The organism is Streptomyces achromogenes (assembly GCF_030816715.1).
Taxonomy (GTDB): Bacteria; Actinomycetota; Actinomycetes; order Streptomycetales; family Streptomycetaceae; genus Streptomyces; species Streptomyces achromogenes_A.
In genome coordinates, this window is sequence record NZ_JAUSYH010000001.1 from 1,047,186 (window position 1) to 1,068,146 (window position 20,961).

A 20,961-nucleotide genomic window follows, 5' to 3' on the forward strand; every position below is an offset into this window, starting at 1 on the left:
ACGCGGTGGACGCGGCTGAACGCGCACTGCTGGAAGATGCCCTGCGCAAGTCCCTGACGACTTGCGGGCCGGAAGCCGAACCGGGCGCCGCCCTGGCCGAGTTGGGCTGGGCGGAGATGCTCGCAGAGGAACCGGACACCGCGATCCCGCTGGTGTTCCGGCTGCTCGGGGAGACCGGCGCTCAGGCGCCGGTCCTCAACGACGTCGTCCTGCTGGCGGCGGGTCGCCCGCTCGGGGGTACGCCGCCGCTGCCGTACGCGGGCGGGGCCTGGGTGCGGTGGGCCCGGGGGGACCGTGCGCCGACCGGTCCGCTGGATCCCGGACTTCCGCTGCGCCACGCCGAACCCGGTGACCTTCCCGCACCTGCCGTGGCGGCGGGCCGCCGGGCTCTGGGCTGGTGGCTGCTGGGCGCCGGACGGGCCATGCTGGCGCTCGCCCGCGAACATGTGCTGGACCGCGAGCAGTTCGGCCGCCCCCTCGCTTCCTTCCAGGCGCTGCGGCACCGGCTGGCGGAGACGTACGTGGCGCTGGAGGCGGCGGAGGCGGTGCTGGTCGCGGCCGCGGCTCCGGAGACGGACCGCTCCGCCGGGGAGAACACCGAAGCGCCGGACAGCGTCGATGCCCTGGATCACACCAGCGCGCTGCTCGCCAAAGCCGCCGCCGGCCGGGCCGCGCTCACCGCTGCCCGCCACTGCCAGCAGGCGCTCGGCGGTATCGGCTTCACCGCCGAGCACGCCCTCCACCGGCACGTCAAACGTGCCCTGGTGCTCGACGGGCTGCTCGGCTCCACCCGTGAACTGACCCGCGAGGCCGGTCGGCTGCTGCTGCGTGAGACGCGCGCCCCTCGCCTCATCGACCTGTGAGGGGCGCCCTGTGTCCGACCTGTGGAACGACCTGCTCGGCTGTCTCGACCTCGCTCCCTGCGGGCCTGACACCTGGGAGGGACGCTCGCAACAACTGGAGTACCGGCGGCTGTTCGGCGGACAGTTGCTCGCCCAGTTCGCAGGGGCGGCACAGCTCGCCGCGCCGGGCAAGGGGCTGAAGTCGCTCCACACGCAGTTCCTGCGGGAAGGGCGCACGGGTGAATCGGTGCGTTACCAGACCGAGGTGCCGCAGCAGGGGCGGACCTTCGCGACCGTACGGCTGACCGCCCACCAGGAGCGGGGAGTCGTCGCGGTGGCGAACGCGAGCCTGCACGTGTGGGAGGAGGGGCCCGACCGGCAGGTGGCAACCCCCGTGCCGACGCTGCCCGGGCCCGAACGCGCCGTCGCGCTGGGCTTGCTGCCCTGGGAGTCGAGGGCGGCGGCCGATCTCGACACCGCGAAGTCGGAGCCATCCGAGTACGAGCTGTGGACCCTCATCCCGGACGCTCACCGGGCCCTCGCCCCCGGCCTCCTCGCCTACGCCACCGACCTCACGCCCATCGGCACCGCGCTGCGTCCCGTGGAGGGCGTGACGCAGGCGGACGCGGGCCGTGCGTTCACCTCGGCCGTCACCGCACACACCGTGTGGTTCCACCGGCCGTTCACCACCGGGAACTGGCTGCTGCTGCGCCAGCACAGCCCGCTCGCCGCGCACGGGCGGTGCTTCGGCCGCGGGGACGTCCTGACGGCGGACGGCACGCTGCTCGCGTCGTACGCGCAGGAGGCGTTGTTGCGGTTCACCGCGTGAAGAGTGGCGAACGCCGTGCGGCTCCCCGTCGGGGCCGAGGTGGGTCATCGGCTCCGGGTGAGGAGGTCGTCGATGGTCTGGGCAGACCGGAGGAGTTCGAATCGGACATCTCCGCGAGCACCGGTGCGGACTCCGTAGACGGCGGGTTCAGGCAGAGTGTTGAAGTGGTAGGGGGGAGAAGCAGTAGGCGCCGATGTCGAGAATCGCCATGACATCGCCCGCCGCGAGAGCGGGCAGGGGACGGGCTCGGGCGATCAGGTCACCGGCGAAGCAGAGAGGGCCGGCGCTGTCCTGTGCCACCAGTGGTCCGGCCTTGCGGGCTACGGTGGGGTGGTGGGCCGTGACCCGCAGAGGTCACGAGTCGGGCTGGAACACGGTGCGTGCGGCGACCTGGGCGCCGGCATGGCTGATGGCGATCGGGCGTCCCCTGCGGTCTTGGTGGATGAGGCGCAGTTGCACATGGGCCAGAAGCTGGGCCTCGGGATCGTCCAGTTCCATGCCGCACACCTCACGAACCCGCCGGATGCGATAGCGGGACGTGTTGGGGGGACACCCAGCGCCCGGGATGCCGCGGGCACGTCGAGAAGTGATCGAGGTAGGCCCGCAGTGTGTCGATCAAGGCTCCGCCGTGCTCGGCGTCGTACGCGGCCAAACGTGTCACCAGCAGCTCCGGCGACAGCGGCACCTCGCGCAGCGTGTCGAGGATGCACATCATCGCCAGTGTCTCGGCGACCTCGCCCACCCGCGCGACGGTGCCGAGTCCGTCGCGGGACAGCAGTGCCCGCAGCGCCAGGCGGCCGCCCGCCGGGACTCGGCCACCTGGCGCTGCGGGTGCGCCCCCTCCCCGACACCGACGCACACCCGCGCGGCGAGGATCGCTGACAGCAACCCGGCGAGGGCTTCGCCCAGCCGTGCCACCTGTGCCGCGGCGGGCTCGGCGTCCGGTGCCGATCCGCCCACCAGGACCAGCAAACCACCGGCGACCACCACTACCGCCTCGTGCCCGTGCGCGGCACACTGCATGGCCACCAGATCCGGAACGCGGTCTTCGTCCCGGCCACCGCGTGCGGCATGCACCGCCAATCAGACGCCGTAGGGGTTTTCGATGATGTAGACCCAGTCCCCCTCGCTCGTCCTCTTCATCACCTCGACCGACTTCCCCTCTACGATGCCGTCTTCGCTCGTGATCCGCCAGGGCACCTGGACCATCGCCAGGTCGCCGTTCTGATGGACCGACGCGGCTCCCATCTCGAAGGTGCTGGGCGAGGCGAGGTAGGGCTTCAGCGCTTCCTTGATGCCTTCCCTGCCGTAGACCGGCTCCTGCCCCGGTCCCGGTACGAACATGGCGTCTTCGGCGAACAGGGAACCCAGTCCGTCGAGGTCCCGGTCCTTGAGGTACTGGGCGAAGCGCTCGTGCACAACTTCCGGCTTCATGTTCTTTCCTCTTCTTTTCTATTCGTTTCTTCGTTGCGGACGGGCCGGTCGGCTACAGGCCGATCTGCGTGAGCCATTGACCGGTGGTGCGCGGCGTCAGCCCCACAAGCTGCCGGGCGCTGTCATGCGCGCTGATGATCTTGTCCGGCACGGTGGCGAGGCCCTCGTACGGTGCGGTGACCACAGCCGCTCCCGCGTCTGCGGCGGCACAGGAGGAGCGGGTTGGTGTGCCGGCAGCGGCCCTGGGTGAGGTGTCAGCGGGTGTGCGGGTCGGGCAGGGTGAGGGGCTCGCCCAGGGTGGGCCAGTGCAGGGGGACGCCGGCCGTCTCGAAGGTCTGCTGGACGTGGCCGCGGTCCTCGGTGTAGTGCGCCCAGCCCTCGGCGTGCACGGCCACCACGAGGGGGTCGCCGAGCAGGCGGCGGGCCTCGACGGCCTGGACCGCGGTCAGCGACAGCCGAACGTCACCGAATGCCTCGAATCCGGCCGCGCCCAGGTGCAGCAGCGCCACGTCGACGCGGTACCGGCCGGCCAGGGCGCTCATCGCGTCCAGGTCGACGGTGTCACCGGAGACGTACACGCTCGGCGTGGAGCCGTCGTCGGTGTGCAGGAGGAAGCCGGTGACCGGGCCGGTGAGTTCCTCGGTGCCGACGGGACCGTGGCGGGCGGGGACCGCGGTGATGTTCAGCGGCGTACGGCCCGGCGTCGACAGGGTCCTAGTCTGCCAGGGCTCCAGGCCGACGGCCGCACCCCCCAGATCGGTGGCGCCGGCGACGGTGGTGAACACCTGCGAGGCAGCGGAGGCCACCGCACGCCCGGCGGTGTCGAGGTTGTCCAGATGCCCGGTGTGGCTGACCACGACGGCGTCGAGAGCGGGCAGTTGCGAGGGCTTCAGCGCCGGGTCGGCGGTCTTGCGCACCGAAACCGGGCCGTCCTGGTACTCGGTGCCGGCGGCGTCGAAGGTCGGGTCGGTCAGCAGCGTCCAGCCGGCCAGGCGGATCAGCGCGGTGGGGCCGCCGAGCACCGTCACGTTGTTCACGGCGCGGGTCACGGCGTCGTCGGTTGCCACGGGTTACTCCTTGACGATCAGGGGTTGGTCCCCTCACTCTGACCGAGTTACTTCCTATGGGGAAGTACATACCTTTAGGTGAGGTGAGCACGTGCAGGAAAGCACGCGCGGCAACGTCCGTAATCCGGCCTGCCCCGGCAGGCAGCTGTTCGACCTGGTCACCGCCCGGTGGGCCGCCCTGGTCCTGGTCGACCTCATGGAGGGCCCGCAACGCTGGTCCGAGCTGCGCCGTCGGGCCGGCGGCGTCAGCGACAAAATGCTCGCGCAGACCCTGCGCGACCTCGAAACCGGCGGACTGATCACCCGCACCGTGCACGCCGACCGCCCACCGACGGTGCTGTACGCCCTGACCGACCTCGCCCGCGACGCCACCCCCGCACTGCAACACCTGCAGAACTGGGCCGAAGAACACACCAGCGACTACGCCCACCACCGACGCACCCACACCACCCACCCGACACCCTGAAAAGTCAGACTCGGTGCACATCTCGCAGTCGCTCGCACCAGCCTCCCGACGCAACGATGCTCGATCGGAACCGAGAGCCCTCCCCCATCTGACGGCCGTCATCCCTAGGCGGAATGGCGGCCGTCGGGGCCTCAGCGTCCCAGACCGCAGGGAGTCGCCGTGATAGGAGCGGTCGTGACGAGTGTCCGAAGGTCCTTCGTCGGATATTCGAATGTTCCGCGTCGGGCCCTTCCCACGGACGGGCGCCGCCGAGCGTCGGTCAGCGCGGGTACGCGGCCAGGGGCAGACGCTGCTCCCGGATGCTCTGGAGCACCAGACCGCCGATCCGCGTCGCACCGTACTGCGAGAAGTGGGTGTTGTCCGTGACGCCGTCGACGGAGGAGCGGAGGTAGAGCTGTGCGGAGGCGGACGGGCCGAGGGACTCGACCAGCGTCTGGCTCTTGGAGGTCAGGTCGATCACCGGCACGTTCTGTGCCGCGCCGACTGCGCGCATCTCGGCGGGCAGGTTCACACCGACCCCGTTGATGTGCAGCGCCGTGGGCGTGAGCCGGTTGCCGTTGAACAGCCGGCGGACCGGCGGGGTGACCAGGACCGGGACGCCGCCCTTCGCACGGACCTGCGTGATCATGGAGGTGAGGTTGCTCCGGAAAGCGGACGCTCTGGTCTGCTTGTCGTTGTGGCCGAACTGGATGAAGACCGCGTCGTTCGCCCTGACCTTCGCCAGCAGGGCCGGGAGGAGCGCCGAGTTGGACAGGAAGCTGCCCGAACTCTCCCCTGAGTCGGCGTAGTTGGCGACGGCGGCGCCGGGACCCACCGCAGTCGTGATCATCTGGCCCCATCCGGTGTACGGGGCGGCCGGCTGGTCGCACACGGTCGAGTCACCGGCCAGGTAGGCGACCAGCGGCTGGGTCGCCGGCCTCACCGAGACGGCCGGCACCTGCGGGTTGGATCCTGCGAACCGGATGTCCAGCCCGGGGTTTCCGGTGCCGCCCTGACCGGTCGGCTGTCCTTCCGGCTGCCGCACATTGACCGAACGAGTACGTGGCGACGGCACCGGCCGCCGTCTTGGTCGCCGGAAGCATCAGGCGCCGGGCCTCCACCCACATCTCGGTCTGCCCGGCGGAGGCGGCGCCCCCGATGGAGACCGTCACGTCGTCTTTGCCGGGTGAGACCGCGTAGTGACACTTGATCGGCGAGGTGCCTGAACAGCCGGCCGGCACAGCCCGCGTGGCCGCGTCGGCATGCGCCGCACCGGTGGCGACCAGCGTCGCAAGGGTCAAGAGACCCGCTGCTCCCAGCCTGACCACGTCCCCTTCCGGGCTGAATGTCATATGCATCTCAATCACCAGTTCCAATCCTTGACCGGAGGGATGCCCGAGTCGAGGTTCACGGTCGACGCTCAGGCCTGGGTGAAGCCGTTCATAATGACGGTGGGCCGCTGCGTGGAGGAGTCCCAGGCACCGTTGCCGTAGCCGGTGAACGGGGACATGCACTCCGGCTCCCAATAGAAGATGCCCTGTCCACCGTTGGCCTTCAGGGCCTTGATGTACGCGACCAGCGCGGCCTGAGTGGAGGAGGCTCTGTCCACCCGTCCGCCGAACTCGGTCTGCATGAAGGGCTTGCCGTAGGCGGCCGAGATCTTCTTCGTGTTCGCCACGATCCCGGGGGCGAGGCCGGCGCTGCCGTAGGAGGAGAACACCGACATGTCCCACTTGCCGCCGCCCGCGGCGTAGCGGCTGAAGAACGTCGTCATCGAGTCGTACTTCTGCGGCTGGGCCAGGTGGATGCACACCGTCGAGGCCGGCGACACCGCCTTGACCTGGGTGTAGGCGGCGTTGAACAGCCCGGTCATCTGCGCCGGGTTGGAGACGCTGCCGACGGGCGGCAGATCCCGCTGTTGGTCTCGTTGCCGATCTGCACCCAGGTGGGCAGCACGTCGTTGTTCTTCATGACCGTCATGCTCTGGTTCACGTACGTACTCATCGCGGTGAGCATCCGGCTGTAGCTCATGCCCCTCCACGCGGCGGGCGGGTTCTGCACACCCACGGAGTTCCAGGTGTCGCCGAACATGTAGTCGAGCATGATCGACATTCCTGCGGCCTTGACCCGCTTGGCGAAGGCGGCGACCTCGTTGATGCCGCAGTGCCCGTCGGTCGGGCTGCTGGAGGGATTGACAAACGTGCGCAATCGCACGGCGGTGATTCCGTACCCCTTGAGAATCGTCAGCAGGTCCTGCTTCTGACCGCTCGCGTTCTTTCAGGAGAAGCCGCGCGCCTCCATCTGCGGCGCCCAGCTGACGTCGACGCCCTTCACGAAAGGCGCTGCGGCGGCGTTGGCCGGTGTCTCTAGTTCGGCGAGCGCGGCGGCGGTGGCAATCGCACCGGCCGTCGCGGAGGTGGCCTTGAGCAGAGTACGGCGGCTCATCGAACCAGAGCAGGATGACTGGCTCGGAGACATTGTCGCTCCTCTCCACCCGACGACCGCACGTGAGTCGTAGCGGCCGACGGGCGGTTGGTAGTGGGTTGGGGTGTTGGGTTGGGTCGGGAGTTGGGGGTGCGTGTTTCGAGGGCTTGGTGCAGATGAGCGGGGCGGTGGTCGCCGTGGGAGGTGTTCGCACCGATAGGGCGGAGCTGCTCGTCCGAGGGGCCGTCCACACGACGGCCGCAGCGGGTCTCACTGCGAACCGGCCTTGCCCCGCACCTGGTCGGCCGCCCATGCGGTGCAGCACGGTCGGCCACACGGCGGGGTTCAGGGGTGTGGACGGTTGGCCTTGGTGCCGCTGTTTGAGTGGACCCCGGATCCGGTCAGCGGGCGTGTGTCGTTGGACGTGCCGTACCTGTCGATGTGGGTGCCGTTGAGAAGTTCGCGCACTGTGTCGCCGTGCCGCCGGCTGACGAAGTTCGTGCTGGACGGCTCCCGGCCCAGGGAGGCGCCGGCGGTCGCGCGCAGGGTGGTGTCGGAGGCGGACCGTGAGTCGACGTCGGGCTGCCGGCGTAGACCACCGGATGCAGCCGGCAGCCCGAGACCTGATGTTGACCAAATCATGACAACCCAACGATCAGGGGCGGTGAGCGGTTTACCCCTCAGCCGAGGACGGATTCCCACTTGGTTTTGGGCCCGGCCGCGTCGGCAGGGAGGCGGTCCCGTGCGGCGGTGTCGCCATACATGCTCCAGCGCGCCCAGTCGACGACGGTGTTCGGGAAGCGGTTGTCGCTCCAGAAGCTGGTGTGGCTGCCGCCGAGGAAGGTGAGGAACGCCTTGGGCCAGGTGATCTCCTTATACGCCTGCCGGGCCGAGCTGTACGAGGTGGTCGAGTCCCGGTCACCGTGGACGAACAGGACCTTGGCGGAGACCGAACGGGACGGGTTGCCCATGTCCACGCAGGACTGCGGGTTAGCGGAGATGATCCGGCTGTCGGGCCATGAGGTCAGCAGGCCATGCGTGATCATGCCGCCCAAGGAGTGGCCGGAGACGCCGACGCCGATGCCGGTGTTGAGGTGCCCGGCCAGCGGTCCGCTCGCGTTGAGTGCGAGGGTGTTGGTGAGGATCTGCGAGACATCCTTGGAGGAGTTGCCGTTGTTGACGTCGTTGAAGTTGTGGTTGAAGTACGGGGCGGGGACGACGAAGCCCGCCGCGGCCAGGGCCCGGATGATGAACAGGGAGTCCTGCGGGCTGCTTCCGTAGCCGTGGGTGAAGTTGTAGACGGGGAAGACACCGTTCGCGACCGGGGCGTCCGTCACCGGGCTGCCGCCGGGGGCGCCGGGGGCGGGGTAGTAGACATAGGTGGTGCACCGGCGGCTGCCGCGGGTCCAGTCATACCGGCGCACGCCGACCGCATACGGCGTGGTCGGTGCGCCCTGCGGCCTGACGAGGGCGCCTGCCTGCCCGGTGCCGAGCAGGGACGCGCCCACGCCTGCAGCTCCGGCCGCGCTCAGGGCCAGGAAAGTACGCCGTTGCATGCTCATAGATGACTCCTGTGTGAGTGGGGGGATTGCTCGGAAGGGAAACGTGCGCCTGGTTCTTGGGTGAGCACCCGTCGCGCTTGAGGGAGTCCGTCACGACGTCGTTCTCCAGCGCGCTCGCCGGTCCAGGCGCGACCGCAACGGTCGAGCCGACCTGCCGTGACACACGCATGGAGATGCCTCGCCCGCCACATGTCTGTGAACGCTCCCACGCCAGTCGAACAACAGAACCGGACCCTGTGCGGTTGGCCGGCGGTCGGCTCACCCCTGCGATGTCCGCCGCTCGCCCTCGGTCAACACCAGCGGATTCAGCCTGCTGTCGCCTATTTCCTCCAGCAGACCGCAGCCGACAGCTGCCGCGACCGACCGGGCCGAACCGAGACGAACCACGCCTCACCTGGCGAGACGCGAACTCAGGACCAGATCACTGGCCGGTTTGCACCAGCTCGAAGTCGTCGACGTTCACCCAGTTGCCCGGATTCGCATCGGAGGCCACACCGACCTGGATCGACCCTTTGGTCACGGTGATGCCGGAGATGCCGACCTTCGTCCAGGTGCCTATCGGCTGGTTTACAGCACGGTCCATTTCGCCCGCGCCGAAGTTCTTGGCGAAGATGTCCGCCGCCTTCTGCCCGCCGCTGCTCTTGACCCAGGCCGACAGAGTGTACGTCCCGTTCGGGACCGTGATGGTCTGGTACATGGCGGCCTTGTAGGCGGAGGCGTAGGACTGCGCAATCGCCCAGCGTCCGGTGTGTCCGCCGAGGTGGTTGCTGTTCGGATCGCTGCTGACGTTCGACGAGTTCGTCCATCCGGCGAGCTCCTTCTGGGAGACCCGGTCGGCCTCGACGCTGGGGTTCAGGACGTGGTTGTTGCCGCTGCCGACGGACCATGTGCCCGCGGCGGCGTCGACGTTCCACTGGTTCAGTGAATGGAAGACCGGCGTCGTCCCGTCGAAGGTGACCGGAACCCACTGGTTGTAGCCGATGCCGTTGCCGGCGAAGTCGCTCCAGCGGTCGCCTCCGAACATGACGAACGATCCCGATGAACCGCTCACCTCGAACGCCAGGCCGGTCTGCGTCACATGTGAGAAGTCGGCGTCCGTGCCCTGCAGAACGAACTCCGAAGAATATCCGCTGCTTATCTTCGACGACTTGATGCAGTAGGTGTGGGACGCGTTCCAGCCGTGCAGATCCGAGGAGCAGAAGTAGTACGTCCCGGCGTGCTTGAACATGATGTTGCCTTCACGCCCGCCCGCTGAACTGCTGTAGATCCGCGTGGCGTTGTCGACGTGCAGGTAGTCGGAGGAGCGCAGCGGGGCGACGTACAGGTTCGAGCGGCCGCTCTTGTTGCTGAAGATGAGGTAGGCCCGTCCGTCGTCATCGGTGAAGACCGATTGGTCGCCGGACATGCCGGTGCTGACGTTGCCGATGCTCGACTGCGTGCCCGCGCGGCTGAAGTGGCCCGCCGGAGTGCTGCTCGTGCCGAACACGAGCCCGCTGTTGAGCTGGGAGACCAGCACGTACTTGCCGGTGTTGGGGTTGTGTGCGACACCCACCCGGCCGACCCAGGATGATCCACCGATGTCCGAGGAGGTCATCGCGTTTCCCTCGAACTTCCAGTGCACCAGGTCGGTGGAGGAGTAACAGGTGATGGCGTTGAACGACGTGTTGCTGTTCTTCCCGCCGGCGGGGTTGTTGTAGTAGCTGACGGCTCCGTTGTACTTCACGCCGTACCAGTAGTACGTGTTGCCGACTTTCAGCACACCTCCGCCTTGGGAGTAGATCGGGTTCCCGGAGGTGTCCTTCCAGAAGACGTCGTTCTGCAGCACCGGGGCGGCAGCGGCCGCTGCATTCTGGGGCAGAGGGGCCGCGGCTCTCGCGTCGGCGAAGTCGCCGAAGAAGGCCAAGGCGATCACGAAGGGGAACAGCAGTGCAGCGATCGTCCATCGGGGAAGTTTTCCCAGCATTTCACATCCTCCGCTTCGGTTGCTCTCCAGGCTGTTCGGTCGAGGTTCCGAGATGGTGGGCGGTACCGGTCTGGTTCTCGAAGGACCCGATGTTCGGCAGGCGGTTGCAGACCGTAGCCCCCGTGTAGTTGACACCGCCGTTGTCGGTCACGCTGACGCCGGTGTCGATGGCCGGCGAGCCCGCCTCGGCACCGGTCTCTCCGGCCACCCGTCACCTACTGCCGACGGACGTGCCGAGGATGATGCGGTGATCCGGTCGTCACAGGTGATCCGTGGTCGCAGACGTCGAGTTGAGTGCGGACCGGTGTGCAGTCGATTGTCGTGTCGCGGTGCTGGACTCATGTCGTGCCAGCTTCATGTGCCGGCCGTCAGCGTCATGTCCTGGCTCGTCAACGCCATGTCCCGGCGCGTCAGCGTCGTCGCGATCCACACGCCGGCGGGGTCGAGAGCGAACAGGTTCTCCACCTGCCGCGTCGCGCAGCGCGCGCCCAACGCGACACCGTGCGTGAACGCCCGCGTGAATCAGGCACGATGACCTCCGATGTGGGGGCGAGTGGACACGGCACCCGAGGTGAGAGGTGATCGTTCACTCTGGAGGCGTGGGAGCGTTCCCACGTCGGCGAGAGTAGGAAGGCTCCGACGCGTCGTCAAGGATTTTGTCCGACTCTGCTGTTCGGTCATGTTCGAATGCGACAACTCGGGACACCCGGCAGAACAACGCCCCACCATCATCCCGTGCTCCTGCGAAGTGCATCTGACCTGCGCCTCCCTCTCCTGATCGCAGCCGGTCAGGCCGCATGCCACCGCGCTGCGTCAGCAGCTCTCAAGCATTGCGCTACCCGCCAATCCGCCAGATCCCGTTGACAGGTACGCGTCCTGCCGGGAAGCTGCGTGACACATCCCACGCTCGTCGACGCCTAGGGCTCTGCCCCACCGTCAGGCCCCGATCTGTGAACGAACACAGACCTGGGTGGGCTGAATCTGCGCCGCTGACCGTCCAGCCTCCACAGACCGGCACCCGTGCCCGCGCCCGGAGAACCCATGAAGAGCCTTCGGATCCTTCTCACGACCACGATGGTGGTCGCCTTGCGGCATCCGGTGCCTCAGCGGCCGGCAGCGCCGCGGGACACTGTTCCGGTACCGCCCTGCCGCGGCACCGGCGGGGCGGGCGCCTGCCCGGCCGATCACCGTGTGGCTGGCCGGTGACTCCACCATGGCCAATCCCAGTAGCCGTTGCCCCGTCGGCTGGGGCAGCCAGTTCGACGCCCTGTTCAACAGCGAAGTCGTCGTCAAGAACCGGGCCGTCGGCGGTCGCAGCATCCAGACCTGGTTGTACGAGTCGAACGTGAGCAACACCAAGGGCCCCGACGGCGAGTGCCGGCTCAGGTCCAACGCGTACTCGTCGCGCCGGCAGTCGATGCTGAACGCCACCACCGGGATGAAGCCCGGCGACCACCTCTTCATCCAGTTCGGCATCAACGACACCGCCTCGGCCTGCCCGCAGCACGTCGGCAGGCCCCGCTTCCAAGTGATGACCATGATCGCGCAGGCCGCCCTGGCCCGGGGCGCGCACCTCATCCTGCTCACCTCGGTAGCCGCCATCACCTGCTCCGGCGGTACGGCCACCAAGAACCCGGCCTTCGTCCCCCAGACGTTCGCGGCCGGAACAGCCACCGAAGCACCCGTCGTCGACCTCAAGACACTGAGCGTCTCGCTCTACAACAGCCTGCGCTCTGCCCGAACAACGGTGACTACGGATCAGGCCCGTTGGGCGCGTTCTTCTGCAACGACCACACCCACTTCGAAACCTACGGCGCGCAGCGTATGGCCCGCCTTGTCGCCGACGACACACGCCGCAAGGACCTCCCGCTCGCCACATACCTCAGGTAGCCACGCCCTGACGACAGCGGCCCACACTGAGCCGGACCGGACTCCGGACGTTCCGGCTCCCGCTGACCAACTGCCCGCCGCCCGCGCAACTCTCGCGCGATCGGCGGGCAGGAAGGACCCGATGTGCCTTCTCCATCCCCCTCTGCAGGTTCCGGGCGGATCACCCGCCGAACCCTGCTCGCAGTTCGCACCCCACCCGCCGATTCCCTGGTCTGGAGAGCCCGAGTCTGCGCGCTCGCTTTCCTGCTGATGGCACCGCTGGCCCTCGCCTGCACGACAGACGCCGCCTCGGCCGGCGCCACCTCCGTGGCTGTGACCAGCACCGGCACCGCGACCAGGTACCGCACGGTCACGGACTTCGACCCCGGCTGGCACTTCCACTATGGCGACGCGAGCGGCGCGAGCGGCGCCTCCTACGACGACAGTGGCTGGCGCGGGCTGAGTGTGCCGCACGACTGGAGCATCGAGGGCCGGACCCCGCCGTCAGACCCGTACTCCCAGTCGGCGTCGAGCACGGGCCGCGGCGGCTATCTGCCCTCGGGCATCGGCTGGTACCGCAAGCACTTCTCACTGGCCGGGGTGCCCGCCGACCGCAAGGTGTACATCGAGTTCGACGGCGTGATGGCCAATGCCAGCGTGTACGTCAACGGCAAACTGATCGGCACCCATCCCAACGGCTGCACCAGCTTCCGCTACGACATCACAGGCGCGGTGAAGGCCGGCGATACCGACAACCTGATCGCCGTCAAGACCGACACCAGCCTGCAGCCGGCCTCCCGGTACTACACCGGGGCCGGCATCTACCGCGACGTGCGCCTCATCGCGACCGACCCGGTGCACATCGACCAATGGGCCACCTACGTCACCACGCCGAACGTGCGCAGTTCCGCCGCCACGGTCCACGCGCAGACCACCGTGGTGAACAACGGCACCACCGCTGCGAGCGTCAGCGTCCGAGGGGTGCTGAGCGATCCTGACGGCACCGCGCTCCCCGCCGTCACCACGGCCGCCAGGACCGTCCCCGCGGGCGCCTCCGCCGCCTTCGGCTACGACATCCCCGTCACCAACCCCAGGCTGTGGGACCTGAAAACACCGGACATGTACGAGCTGGCGACCTACGTCAACGTCGGCGGCATCCCGGTCGACGACGACCTCACTCCGGTCGGCATCCGCAGCCTCGCCTTCAGCCCCATCGGCGGGATGAGTCTGAACGGCCACAGCGTCAAGCTGCAGGGGACCGCGCTGCACCAGGACTACCACGCCCTCGGGACCGCCGCCCCGCAGCGCGCAGTGCAGCGGCGGCTCGCCCAGCTCAAGGCCCTGGGGGTCAACGCCATCCGCACCGCGCACGAACCCCCCAGCCCGGCCTTCCTGGAACTCACCGACCGGATGGGCTTCCTGGTCCTGGACGAGTTCTTCGACACCTGGACACAGCACAAGTACAGCGACGCCGGCGACTACGCCACCTACTTCAACCGCACGGCGTCCTCGCCCACCGGCACACCGGCCGTCCCGGGCGCGAGCGGATCGGCGCCCTGGTACCAGGTCGACACCACCGGCATCGTCATGCGCGACCGCGGTCACCCCAGCGTGGTGATGTGGAGCGCCGGCAACGAGATCCGCGACCCGCTCTCCACCCGGCAGCCGCTGCTGAGCAGGATGGTGTCGATCTCGCACGCCCTGGATCCGTCCCGCCCTGTCACCCAGGCGCTCTTCCGGCCCAAGGACAGCGGCGACGTCACCGGCGCCACCCGCACCACGCTGGACACCTTCGGCGGCAACTACCGGCCGACGAGGTGGTGGCCGCGATGGGCATGTCGGCCAAGCGACCAGGCCTGCTCACCGAGATGGGCACCGACACCTCGTCCTGGACGACGGTGAAGAACAACCCGGGCCTGCTCGGCGAGTTCCTCTGGACCGGCGCCGACTACCTCGGGGAGGCCGACGGTCTGTGGCCCACCGTGGGAAGCAGCTCCGGCCTCATGGACGCGGTCGGCACGGTACGGCCCATCGGGTATGCGTGGCAGAGCGCTTGGGGTGCTCCCCACACCTCACCGCCACCTACGGGGACGACGGCCAGCCGGGTGGTGCTCAAGCCCGACCACGGCACCGTATCGACGGACACCGACGACATCTCCTATGCACAGGCCGCCGTCACCGACTCCTCCGGCCGGGTCGTGACCGGTTCGTCCGCTCCGGTCACCTTCAGCATCAGCGGGCCGGGCGTGATCGTGGCGGTCGACAGCGGCAGCCAGACGCAGGAGAGCTACCGCGGCAGTGTACGCAAGGCCTACCACGGGTTCGCGTACGCCCTCGTCCGGGCGACCGGGCCGGGCACTATCACCGTCACCGCCCGAGCGGACGGCCTCACCCTGGGCACGACCACGCTGACCGGCACAACGGCACCCTTCGTGCCGTGCTCGGGAACCTGCGACTGACCCACAACGGCGCGGCGCCGGACCCGAGTTCACCCACCTGCGTTCCGAGCAAACTGGAGAAGAGAATGAAACGTTCCAAGCACGGGAGGCTCGCTCTCCCGGCCGCCGCGGTCCTGGCGGCCGTCGCCACGACGGTCGTCGGGTCGGCGGCATCCGGCAACGCGGCAGCCGGGAAGGTCTTCTACGTCTCCCCCACCGGCGGCGACAGCGCCGCCGGAAGCGAAGCGGCTCCCTGGAAGACGTTCGCCCACGCCCAGTCCGTCGCGCAGGCCGGTGACACGGTCTACTTCCGCGGCGGCACGTACGCCTACTCCCGCGCGAACGCGGGCTGCAAGAGCCAGACCGACAGAGTGGACGCCATCACCCTGAACAAGAGCGGCAGTTCAAGCAGTCTCATCAACTACGTGGCCTATCCGGGAGAAAAGCCGGTCTTCGACTTCTCGCAGATGAAGGACGACTGCCGGATCAAGGGCATCGACGTCACCGGCAACTGGATCCGACTCAAGGGGCTGACGGTCACCGGGGTCCCGCAGAACAACAACCTCAACCACGAGTCCTGGGGAATCTGGATCTCCGGAAGCAACAACACCTTCGAACAGCTGGACCTGCACCACAACATGGGCCCCGGTCTGTTCATCCAGGACGGCGGCGGCAACCTCGTCCTCAACTCCGACTCCCACCACAACTACGACCCGCACACCTCCAACGGGGCCGGCGAGAGCGCCGACGGTTTCGGCGCCCACATCTCGGCCAACCATCCCGGCAACGTCTTCCGGGGCGACCGCGCGTGGTGGAACTCCGACGACGGCTTCGACCTCATCAACGCGTTCTCGTCCGTCACCATCGAGAACTCCTGGGCATGGCTCAACGGCTACCTGCCCGGGACCACCACCCCGTCCGGCAACGGCAACGGCTTCAAAGCCGGCGGCTACGGCGGCAAGTACGTCTCCAACGGGGTCAAGCACACCGTCCGCTCCTCCGTGGCGTTCAACAACCGGTCTTCCGGCTTCTACGCCAACCACCACACCGTCGCGAACGACTTCTTCAACAACACGAGTTACGAAAACCACCCCGACTTCAACATGCTCGGTATCTCCCGGACCGGTGCCGCCATCGGCCTGGGCAACCTGCGTAACAACATCGCCTACACCGGCACCCTGTTGTCGAACATGACCGGGACCAGCGCCTCGTACAACTCCTGGAATCTGAACGTCAACCTGTCCAACTCCCAGTTCCAGAGCGTGTCGACATCAGGCTGGGACGCGTCCCGCCAAGCCGACGGGAGCCTGCCGGTACTGCCGTATCTGCGCCTCGCGTCGAACAGCACCCTGATCGACAAGGGCGTCAACGTCGGCCTGCCCTACAACGGTTCGGCCCCGGACCTCGGCGCCTTCGAACGCTGACCCGCGCCGCCCGCGCGACAGCCCCCGGGACGCCCTGGCCGCTGCCACGCAAGGGGGTCGCGGGGCGAAGGACCGCGTCCGACGGGCTGGTGCCGACCGCTCGGCGGGGTGGCTCCGCCAGCCTGCTCCGAGTTCGCCTTCCTGAAGCGGGTCCTGAGTGATCGTCAGGCATGCGTGGACCGCTCCCCAACGGCGACGGTCCTCGGCAGCGGCCCCCAATGGACTCACCGGCCCCGACGAGACATACACGCTGCCCGCCCGCCAGGACTTCGGGCCCGCCTGTGGCCTCGCCACGGGCAAGCACGTCGAGCTGGCGAGACCCAGCGGAATCCGGTTCTTGAGGACACGTCGAACCGGAGTGCCGGGATTTTCCCGGCACTCCGGCCACCATTTCGTGTGACTCAGGCGGGTTCCCAGGCCGCGACGGACGCGTCGGGCCGTGTCACCACCCCGCGCACCGCGTCCGCGAGTGCGGGAGCCGTGTCGGGTGGTCGCTCTCGCCCGGTCGGACCGCCCGGACGTTACCCCGCCGCGTGCCATGTCAGTCGGCGGCGTCGTGCAGCGCCTCGTCGATGTCACTCAGCGCGCCGGTCAGCCGGGTGTAGTCGCCGCAGGCCAGAGATGCGACGAAGTCCCGCTCGACGACATGAGAGTGAACGGTCGCGGCCTGGACGAACACGGTACGGCCATGATCGGTCGGTAAACGCTCCCGGCAGGGACAGCGCACGACGCGGCCGGGGCGGGTGTTACGCAAACCATCACACCGGCTCTCGGCGTCGCCTGAAAATTCGAGTCTTCTTCAGGTGGGGTACCCCCGCCCGGCGGGAAGCGCTCAGGCAACCGTGACCTATATCTTGTGCCGGCCGGTTGCCCCGTCGGGCAACAGGTTGTGCACCCGTCCTGTCTGCACCTGACCGGTGTTGTCGGTGGCGTAATTGCAGCCGATGCTCGCCGGGCGGCCCACTGATCATCGGCGAGTTGCCTGCGCGTCACAGTCCTCGTTCCTACCGGACCCGCTCTCCGGGCGGTCCCGGACCGGCAACATTGATCACAACATCAGCGGAGCTTCACACGTCGAACCGGGAACCGTCGAGGGCCGACGAGAGGGGAAAGAACCATCTGCCTGCATGAGCGGCCTCGGCACTGGAGATCACGACAGTCGCCGTGGGAACCGCAGGTTGCGGTCGCATCCAGCCTGCTGATCGTTTGACGCCCGGCCTCCTCAGGTACCGTCACAGCCCCGGCACCTCCAGGACCAGCGCCGAACCCATCCCCCCGCCCGCGCACATCGACGCGACGCCCACACCCCCGCCCCGGCGACGGAGCTCGTGGACGAGCGTGACGACCATCCTGGTGCCCGTGGCGGCGACGGGGTGGCCCAGTGAGCAGCCACTGCCGTTGACGTTGACGGTGTCCGGGTCGAGGCCGAGGCGGCGGACCGCGGCGAGTGGCACCGAGGCGAACGCCTCGTTGATCTCGAACAGATCCACGTCGGACAGCGTCATGCCCACCCGCCCGAGCGCCTTGGGGATGGCGTGCGTGGGGGTCAGGCCGGTCTCGGCCGGGTCCCTGGCCACGGAAGCCCAGGACCGCACTCTGGCCAGGGTGGGCAGTCCGAGGTCCTCCCGCGCGAGACGCTCGTCTGCCACCGCCACGGCCGCCGCCGCGTCGTTGGCGCCGCACGCGTTGCCCGCCGTGATCGAGAAGCCCTCGATCTCCGGGTGGAGGGGCTTGAGCGCGGCGAGCTTCTCGGGGCTGGTGTCACGCCGCGGGTGCTCGTCGCTCTCGAAGGGGCCGTGTGAGGTGGCGACCGGCACGGTCTCGTCTTTGAAGCGGCCTTCGTCCAGTGCCCGGACGGCGTTGCGGTGCGAGCGCAGCGCCCACGCGTCCATCTCCTCGCGGGTGAGACCCTCCCGTACGGCGGTGTTCCAGCCGACCGTGATCGACATGTCGAGGTTGGGGGCGTCCGGGCGGTCCGGGTGGGAGGGCGGCACCCAGCGTTCACCGCCCAGGTAGGACAGCCTGGGCGCGGTGGAGGCGGAGTTGACGCCACCGGCGAGTACCAGCCGGTCCATGCCTGCCCGGACGGATGCCGCCGCGGTCGAGACCGCGGCGAGTCCGGCCGCGCAGTGCCGGTTCAGGGCGAGCCCCGGCACCTGTGGCAGGCCCGCCGTCACGGCCGCGTGGCGGGCGACGACCCCGCCGCCGTAGTGCGACTCGGCGAGGATCAGGTCGTCCACGAGGTCCGGGTCCAGCCCTTCGGCGACGGCCGTGACCACACGGTCCGCCAGGTCGTAGGCGGACGTGTCACGCAGGCTCCCCTTGAAGGCGGTGCCGATCGGGGTGCGCAGGGCGGCGACGAGCACGGCTTCAGGCATCGGTGGCCTCTTCCAGTTCGGTGATCAGGGTGCGGCGCAGCAGCTTCCCGGTGGGCGTGCGGGGCAGTTCGGGGCGGAAGACGACTGTGTCCGGCGTCTTGGAGGAGCGCAGTCGCTCTTTCGCGAAGGACCGGATCTCGTCCGGATCGCCGACCCCGACCAGCACCGCGACCAGGCGCTGGCCCCACTCCGCGTCGGGCAGCCCCAGCACGGCGGCCTCGCGCACGCCCGGGTACTGGAGCAGTACATCCTCGATCTCGGCGGGGGCGATGTTCTCCCCGCCCCGGATGATGGTGTCGTCGGCGCGGCCCTCGATGAAGAGGTAGCCGTCCTCGTCCAGCCGGCCCCGGTCGCGGGTGGCGAACCAGCCGTCCGTGTCGCTGCCGCTCGTCTCCGCGTACTCGCCGGAGATCTGCTCCCCGCGCACGAAGACGAGTCCTGTCTCGCCCGGTCCGAGGGGTTTTCCGTCCTCGCCCCGGATCTCGGCCTCGACGCCGGGCAGCGGACGGCCCACGGAGCCGAGGCGGGCCCGCACCGCCGGGTCGTCGGAGGCGACCGCCCGCCAGTGGTCGTCGGGCCCTAGCACGCAGACCGACGAGGCGGTCTCCGTCAGCCCGTAGGCGTTGACGAAGCCGGTCTGCGGGAACTGCCACAGGGCCCGCTCCACCACCGGGCGGGGGCAGCGCGCTCCGCCGTAGGCGAGACTGCGCAGGGTCGGCACACCGGCCTGCGCGTCCCCCAGCTCCGCCGTGATCCTGGCGAGCATGGTGGGGACGACCATGGCGTGGGTGACGCCCTCACGGCGCACCGTGGCCAGCCAGTCGGCGGGAGCGAAGGCCGACTGGTAGACGACACGACGGCCGGCGTAGAGGTTCGTCAGCAGGTTCATCAGGCCGGCCACGTGGTAGGGCGGGAGGGCCACCAGGCTCGCGTCGGTCACCTCCGCCGAGCCGAAGTCCTGGGTGTTGAACACGTAGGCGAGCAGGTGGCGGTGGCGCAGCAGGGCCGCTTTGGGGGCGGCGGTGGTACCGCTGGTGTAGAGGACGACTGCGGTGGCGTCGCGGTCCTCGGGGACGGGTCGTCGCTCGGCCTCCCCCTGCGGCGGGGTCAGCAGCGCGTCGAGATCGGCCGGGTGCAGCACCTCGGCTCCAGGATGCCGGCGGACCAGGGAATCCAACTGCTCTTCGGCGAGGCGGTAGTTGAGAGGGACGAAGGGGATACCTGCCAGCGCCGCGCCGAACAGGGCGACGGGGTAGGCGAGGTGGTTCGGCCCCAGGTAAAGAACCGCGGTGCGGCCACGGAAGCGGTCGGCCGCGTGCTGTGCGAGACGATGGAGCTCGGCCGCGGAGAGCGAGCGGCCGCCCTCCGTGACGGCCGGCCGACTCCCCGCGGAGGCGGCCATTTCCAGGATCACGGCTATATTCATGAGAACGCCATTCTCATACACTCAGAGCATCACTCGCAAGGGAGGGGAATGACGTGCGGATCGAAGGTTCGGCGGCCCTGGTGGTCGGAGGCACGGGCGGCCTCGGTGAAGCCACGGTGCGGCGACTGCGCGCGGCGGGCGCCCGGGTGGTGATCGCCGACCTCGCCGACGACAAGGGCAAGGCCCTGGCCGAGGAACTCGGCGCGGGATATGTCCGCACCGATGCCACGGACGAGGACTCGGTGGCGACCGCGGTGGCGGCGGCCGAGCAGGCGGGCGAGTTCAGGATCGCCGTCGACTGTCACGGCGGCCCGGCGAGCGGCGGCCGGCTCGTCGGCAAGGACGGCTCACCTCTGGATCTCGCCGGCTTCCGCGCCACCGTCGACATTTATCTGACCGGCGTCTTCAACGTCATGCGCATGGCCGCGGCGGCACTCGCACGCACCACCCCCCACGACGCGGACGGCGGGCGCGGCGTGATCGTCACGACGTCGTCCATCGCCGCGCACGAGGGCCAGATCGGCCAACTGCCGTACGCCGCCGCGAAAGGCGGGGTGAGTGCCATGACGCTGGTCGCCGCCCGGGACCTGTCGCCCCTTGGCATCCGTGTGGTCTCCGTCGCCCCGGGCACCGTCCTCACTCCCGCGTACGGAAAGGCAGCCGACCGCCTGGAGGCGCACTGGGGCCCCCAGGTGCCGCATCCGCGGCGCATGGGACGCCCGGAGGAGTACGCCGCACTGGTCCAGCACCTGTGCGAGAACGACTACCTCAACGGTGAGGTGATCCGCCTGGACGGCGCGTTGAGGTTCCCACCGAAATAGCCTCCCTGAAGGAGTCTCTGGGTGCCGGCGCCAGAGGCT

Annotated in this window: 23 protein-coding genes and 2 pseudogenes; 8 read left to right on the top strand and 17 right to left on the bottom strand. The window is 69.0% G+C overall.

Features of this window, described 5'->3' with window-relative positions; translation table 11 throughout:
* The first annotated feature begins 5 nt into the window (after positions 1 to 5).
* Both QF032_RS04600 and QF032_RS04605 read left to right on the top strand, forming a co-directional pair.
* On the top strand, positions 6 to 863 hold the full coding sequence (locus tag QF032_RS04600; RefSeq protein ID WP_307040243.1) for an acyl-CoA dehydrogenase family protein: 858 nt from the start codon (positions 6 to 8) through the stop codon (positions 861 to 863).
* A gap of 10 nt (positions 864 to 873) precedes the next feature.
* Positions 874 to 1,671, top strand: coding sequence for an acyl-CoA thioesterase (locus QF032_RS04605; RefSeq protein ID WP_307055010.1), 798 nt, complete (start codon positions 874 to 876; stop codon positions 1,669 to 1,671).
* 147 nt (positions 1,672 to 1,818) lie between these two features.
* Here the strand turns inward: QF032_RS04605 and QF032_RS04610 are convergent, their stop codons facing one another.
* The 6 genes from QF032_RS04610 to QF032_RS04635 form a co-directional block, all read right to left on the bottom strand.
* On the bottom strand, positions 1,819 to 1,971 hold the full coding sequence (locus QF032_RS04610; protein WP_307040248.1) for a hypothetical protein: 153 nt from the start codon (positions 1,969 to 1,971) through the stop codon (positions 1,819 to 1,821).
* Between the two features lie 54 nt (positions 1,972 to 2,025).
* Positions 2,026 to 2,178: a hypothetical protein gene (locus QF032_RS04615; protein WP_307040250.1), complete on the bottom strand. Its 153-nt coding sequence runs from the start codon at positions 2,176 to 2,178 to the stop codon at positions 2,026 to 2,028.
* 1 nt (position 2,179) lies between these two features.
* Positions 2,180 to 2,413 (bottom strand): hypothetical protein, encoded by a 234-nt coding sequence (locus QF032_RS04620; protein WP_307040252.1) that lies wholly within the window; start codon positions 2,411 to 2,413, stop codon positions 2,180 to 2,182.
* A gap of 341 nt (positions 2,414 to 2,754) precedes the next feature.
* Complete coding sequence (locus QF032_RS04625; protein WP_307055012.1) at positions 2,755 to 3,105, bottom strand: YybH family protein; 351 nt, start codon at positions 3,103 to 3,105, stop codon at positions 2,755 to 2,757.
* A 52-nt stretch (positions 3,106 to 3,157) separates the two neighbouring features.
* Positions 3,158 to 3,289 (bottom strand): hypothetical protein, encoded by a 132-nt coding sequence (locus QF032_RS04630; RefSeq protein WP_307040256.1) that lies wholly within the window; start codon positions 3,287 to 3,289, stop codon positions 3,158 to 3,160.
* 70 nt (positions 3,290 to 3,359) lie between these two features.
* Positions 3,360 to 4,172: an MBL fold metallo-hydrolase gene (locus QF032_RS04635; protein ID WP_307055014.1), complete on the bottom strand. Its 813-nt coding sequence runs from the start codon at positions 4,170 to 4,172 to the stop codon at positions 3,360 to 3,362.
* A 91-nt stretch (positions 4,173 to 4,263) separates the two neighbouring features.
* Between QF032_RS04635 and QF032_RS04640 the strand changes: the two genes are divergently transcribed.
* Entirely contained in the window at positions 4,264 to 4,638 is a 375-nt protein-coding gene (locus tag QF032_RS04640) for a winged helix-turn-helix transcriptional regulator (protein WP_307040261.1), read from the top strand.
* A 259-nt stretch (positions 4,639 to 4,897) separates the two neighbouring features.
* Here the strand turns inward: QF032_RS04640 and QF032_RS04645 are convergent, their stop codons facing one another.
* The 8 genes and pseudogenes from QF032_RS04645 to QF032_RS04680 form a co-directional block, all read right to left on the bottom strand.
* The gene (locus tag QF032_RS04645; RefSeq protein WP_307040264.1) at positions 4,898 to 5,662 is read right to left on the bottom strand and encodes a rhamnogalacturonan acetylesterase; all 765 of its coding nucleotides are present in this window, start codon (positions 5,660 to 5,662) and stop codon (positions 4,898 to 4,900) included.
* A gap of 375 nt (positions 5,663 to 6,037) precedes the next feature.
* Positions 6,038 to 6,867: pseudogene (locus QF032_RS04650) on the bottom strand (glycosyl hydrolase 53 family protein).
* 27 nt (positions 6,868 to 6,894) lie between these two features.
* Positions 6,895 to 7,062: a hypothetical protein gene (locus QF032_RS04655; protein ID WP_307040265.1), complete on the bottom strand. Its 168-nt coding sequence runs from the start codon at positions 7,060 to 7,062 to the stop codon at positions 6,895 to 6,897.
* Between the two features lie 342 nt (positions 7,063 to 7,404).
* A pseudogene (locus QF032_RS04660) lies at positions 7,405 to 7,605 on the bottom strand (rhamnogalacturonan lyase family protein); the annotation flags it as partial.
* Between the two features lie 116 nt (positions 7,606 to 7,721).
* Entirely contained in the window at positions 7,722 to 8,603 is an 882-nt protein-coding gene (locus tag QF032_RS04665) for an alpha/beta hydrolase family protein (protein WP_307040267.1), read from the bottom strand.
* Positions 8,604 to 9,024: 421 nt separating this feature from the next.
* A complete protein-coding gene (locus QF032_RS04670) occupies positions 9,025 to 10,566 on the bottom strand; it encodes a family 43 glycosylhydrolase (protein ID WP_307040269.1) in 1,542 nt (513 codons plus the stop codon).
* Between the two features lies 1 nt (position 10,567).
* Positions 10,568 to 10,774 carry a hypothetical protein gene (locus QF032_RS04675; RefSeq protein ID WP_307040271.1) on the bottom strand — a complete coding sequence of 69 codons (207 nt, stop codon included), beginning with the start codon at positions 10,772 to 10,774 and terminating at the stop codon, positions 10,568 to 10,570.
* 146 nt (positions 10,775 to 10,920) lie between these two features.
* Positions 10,921 to 11,058, bottom strand: coding sequence for a hypothetical protein (locus QF032_RS04680; protein WP_307040273.1), 138 nt, complete (start codon positions 11,056 to 11,058; stop codon positions 10,921 to 10,923).
* Between the two features lie 721 nt (positions 11,059 to 11,779).
* On the opposite strand from QF032_RS04680, the gene QF032_RS04685 reads away from it, so the two are divergent.
* The 4 genes from QF032_RS04685 (at position 11,780) to QF032_RS04700 (ending at position 16,297) form a co-directional block, all read left to right on the top strand.
* A complete protein-coding gene (locus QF032_RS04685) occupies positions 11,780 to 12,706 on the top strand; it encodes a hypothetical protein (protein WP_307040276.1) in 927 nt (308 codons plus the stop codon).
* Positions 12,706 to 14,337, top strand: coding sequence for a glycoside hydrolase family 2 TIM barrel-domain containing protein (locus QF032_RS04690; protein WP_307055016.1), 1,632 nt, complete (start codon positions 12,706 to 12,708; stop codon positions 14,335 to 14,337). Before QF032_RS04685 ends, QF032_RS04690 begins: the two co-directional genes overlap by 1 nt.
* Complete coding sequence (locus QF032_RS04695) at positions 14,304 to 14,894, top strand: hypothetical protein (protein ID WP_307055018.1); 591 nt, start codon at positions 14,304 to 14,306, stop codon at positions 14,892 to 14,894. Before QF032_RS04690 ends, QF032_RS04695 begins: the two co-directional genes overlap by 34 nt.
* 65 nt (positions 14,895 to 14,959) lie before the next feature.
* The gene (locus tag QF032_RS04700; RefSeq protein WP_307040279.1) at positions 14,960 to 16,297 is read left to right on the top strand and encodes a right-handed parallel beta-helix repeat-containing protein; all 1,338 of its coding nucleotides are present in this window, start codon (positions 14,960 to 14,962) and stop codon (positions 16,295 to 16,297) included.
* A 541-nt stretch (positions 16,298 to 16,838) separates the two neighbouring features.
* Here the strand turns inward: QF032_RS04700 and QF032_RS04705 are convergent.
* From QF032_RS04705 to QF032_RS04715, 3 genes are all read right to left on the bottom strand, one after another.
* The gene (locus QF032_RS04705) at positions 16,839 to 16,976 is read right to left on the bottom strand and encodes a hypothetical protein (RefSeq protein WP_307040281.1); all 138 of its coding nucleotides are present in this window, start codon (positions 16,974 to 16,976) and stop codon (positions 16,839 to 16,841) included.
* Positions 16,977 to 17,529: 553 nt separating this feature from the next.
* Positions 17,530 to 18,675, bottom strand: coding sequence for a thiolase family protein (locus QF032_RS04710; protein ID WP_307040283.1), 1,146 nt, complete (start codon positions 18,673 to 18,675; stop codon positions 17,530 to 17,532).
* Positions 18,668 to 20,101: a class I adenylate-forming enzyme family protein gene (locus QF032_RS04715; RefSeq protein ID WP_307055020.1), complete on the bottom strand. Its 1,434-nt coding sequence runs from the start codon at positions 20,099 to 20,101 to the stop codon at positions 18,668 to 18,670. The genes QF032_RS04710 and QF032_RS04715 overlap by 8 nt, the downstream gene beginning before the upstream one ends.
* A 53-nt stretch (positions 20,102 to 20,154) precedes the next feature.
* Between QF032_RS04715 and QF032_RS04720 the strand changes: the two genes are divergently transcribed.
* On the top strand, positions 20,155 to 20,922 hold the full coding sequence (locus QF032_RS04720; protein ID WP_307055022.1) for an SDR family oxidoreductase: 768 nt from the start codon (positions 20,155 to 20,157) through the stop codon (positions 20,920 to 20,922).
* The last annotated feature ends 39 nt before the right edge of the window (positions 20,923 to 20,961 follow it).

Coding starts and splice junctions, on each gene's coding strand:
- QF032_RS04625 (WP_307055012.1), bottom strand. CDS start 3,105: ATGAAGCCGGAAGTTGTGCACGAGCGCTTCGCCCAGTACCTCAAGGAC.
- QF032_RS04655 (WP_307040265.1), bottom strand. CDS start 7,062: ATGAGCCGCCGTACTCTGCTCAAGGCCACCTCCGCGACGGCCGGTGCG.
- QF032_RS04665 (WP_307040267.1), bottom strand. CDS start 8,603: ATGAGCATGCAACGGCGTACTTTCCTGGCCCTGAGCGCGGCCGGAGCT.
- QF032_RS04670 (WP_307040269.1), bottom strand. CDS start 10,566: ATGCTGGGAAAACTTCCCCGATGGACGATCGCTGCACTGCTGTTCCCC.
- QF032_RS04685 (WP_307040276.1), top strand. CDS start 11,780: ATGGCCAATCCCAGTAGCCGTTGCCCCGTCGGCTGGGGCAGCCAGTTC.
- QF032_RS04690 (WP_307055016.1), top strand. CDS start 12,706: ATGGCACCGCTGGCCCTCGCCTGCACGACAGACGCCGCCTCGGCCGGC.
- QF032_RS04695 (WP_307055018.1), top strand. CDS start 14,304: ATGGGCACCGACACCTCGTCCTGGACGACGGTGAAGAACAACCCGGGC.
- QF032_RS04700 (WP_307040279.1), top strand. CDS start 14,960: ATGAAACGTTCCAAGCACGGGAGGCTCGCTCTCCCGGCCGCCGCGGTC.
- QF032_RS04710 (WP_307040283.1), bottom strand. CDS start 18,675: ATGCCTGAAGCCGTGCTCGTCGCCGCCCTGCGCACCCCGATCGGCACC.
- QF032_RS04715 (WP_307055020.1), bottom strand. CDS start 20,101: ATGAATATAGCCGTGATCCTGGAAATGGCCGCCTCCGCGGGGAGTCGG.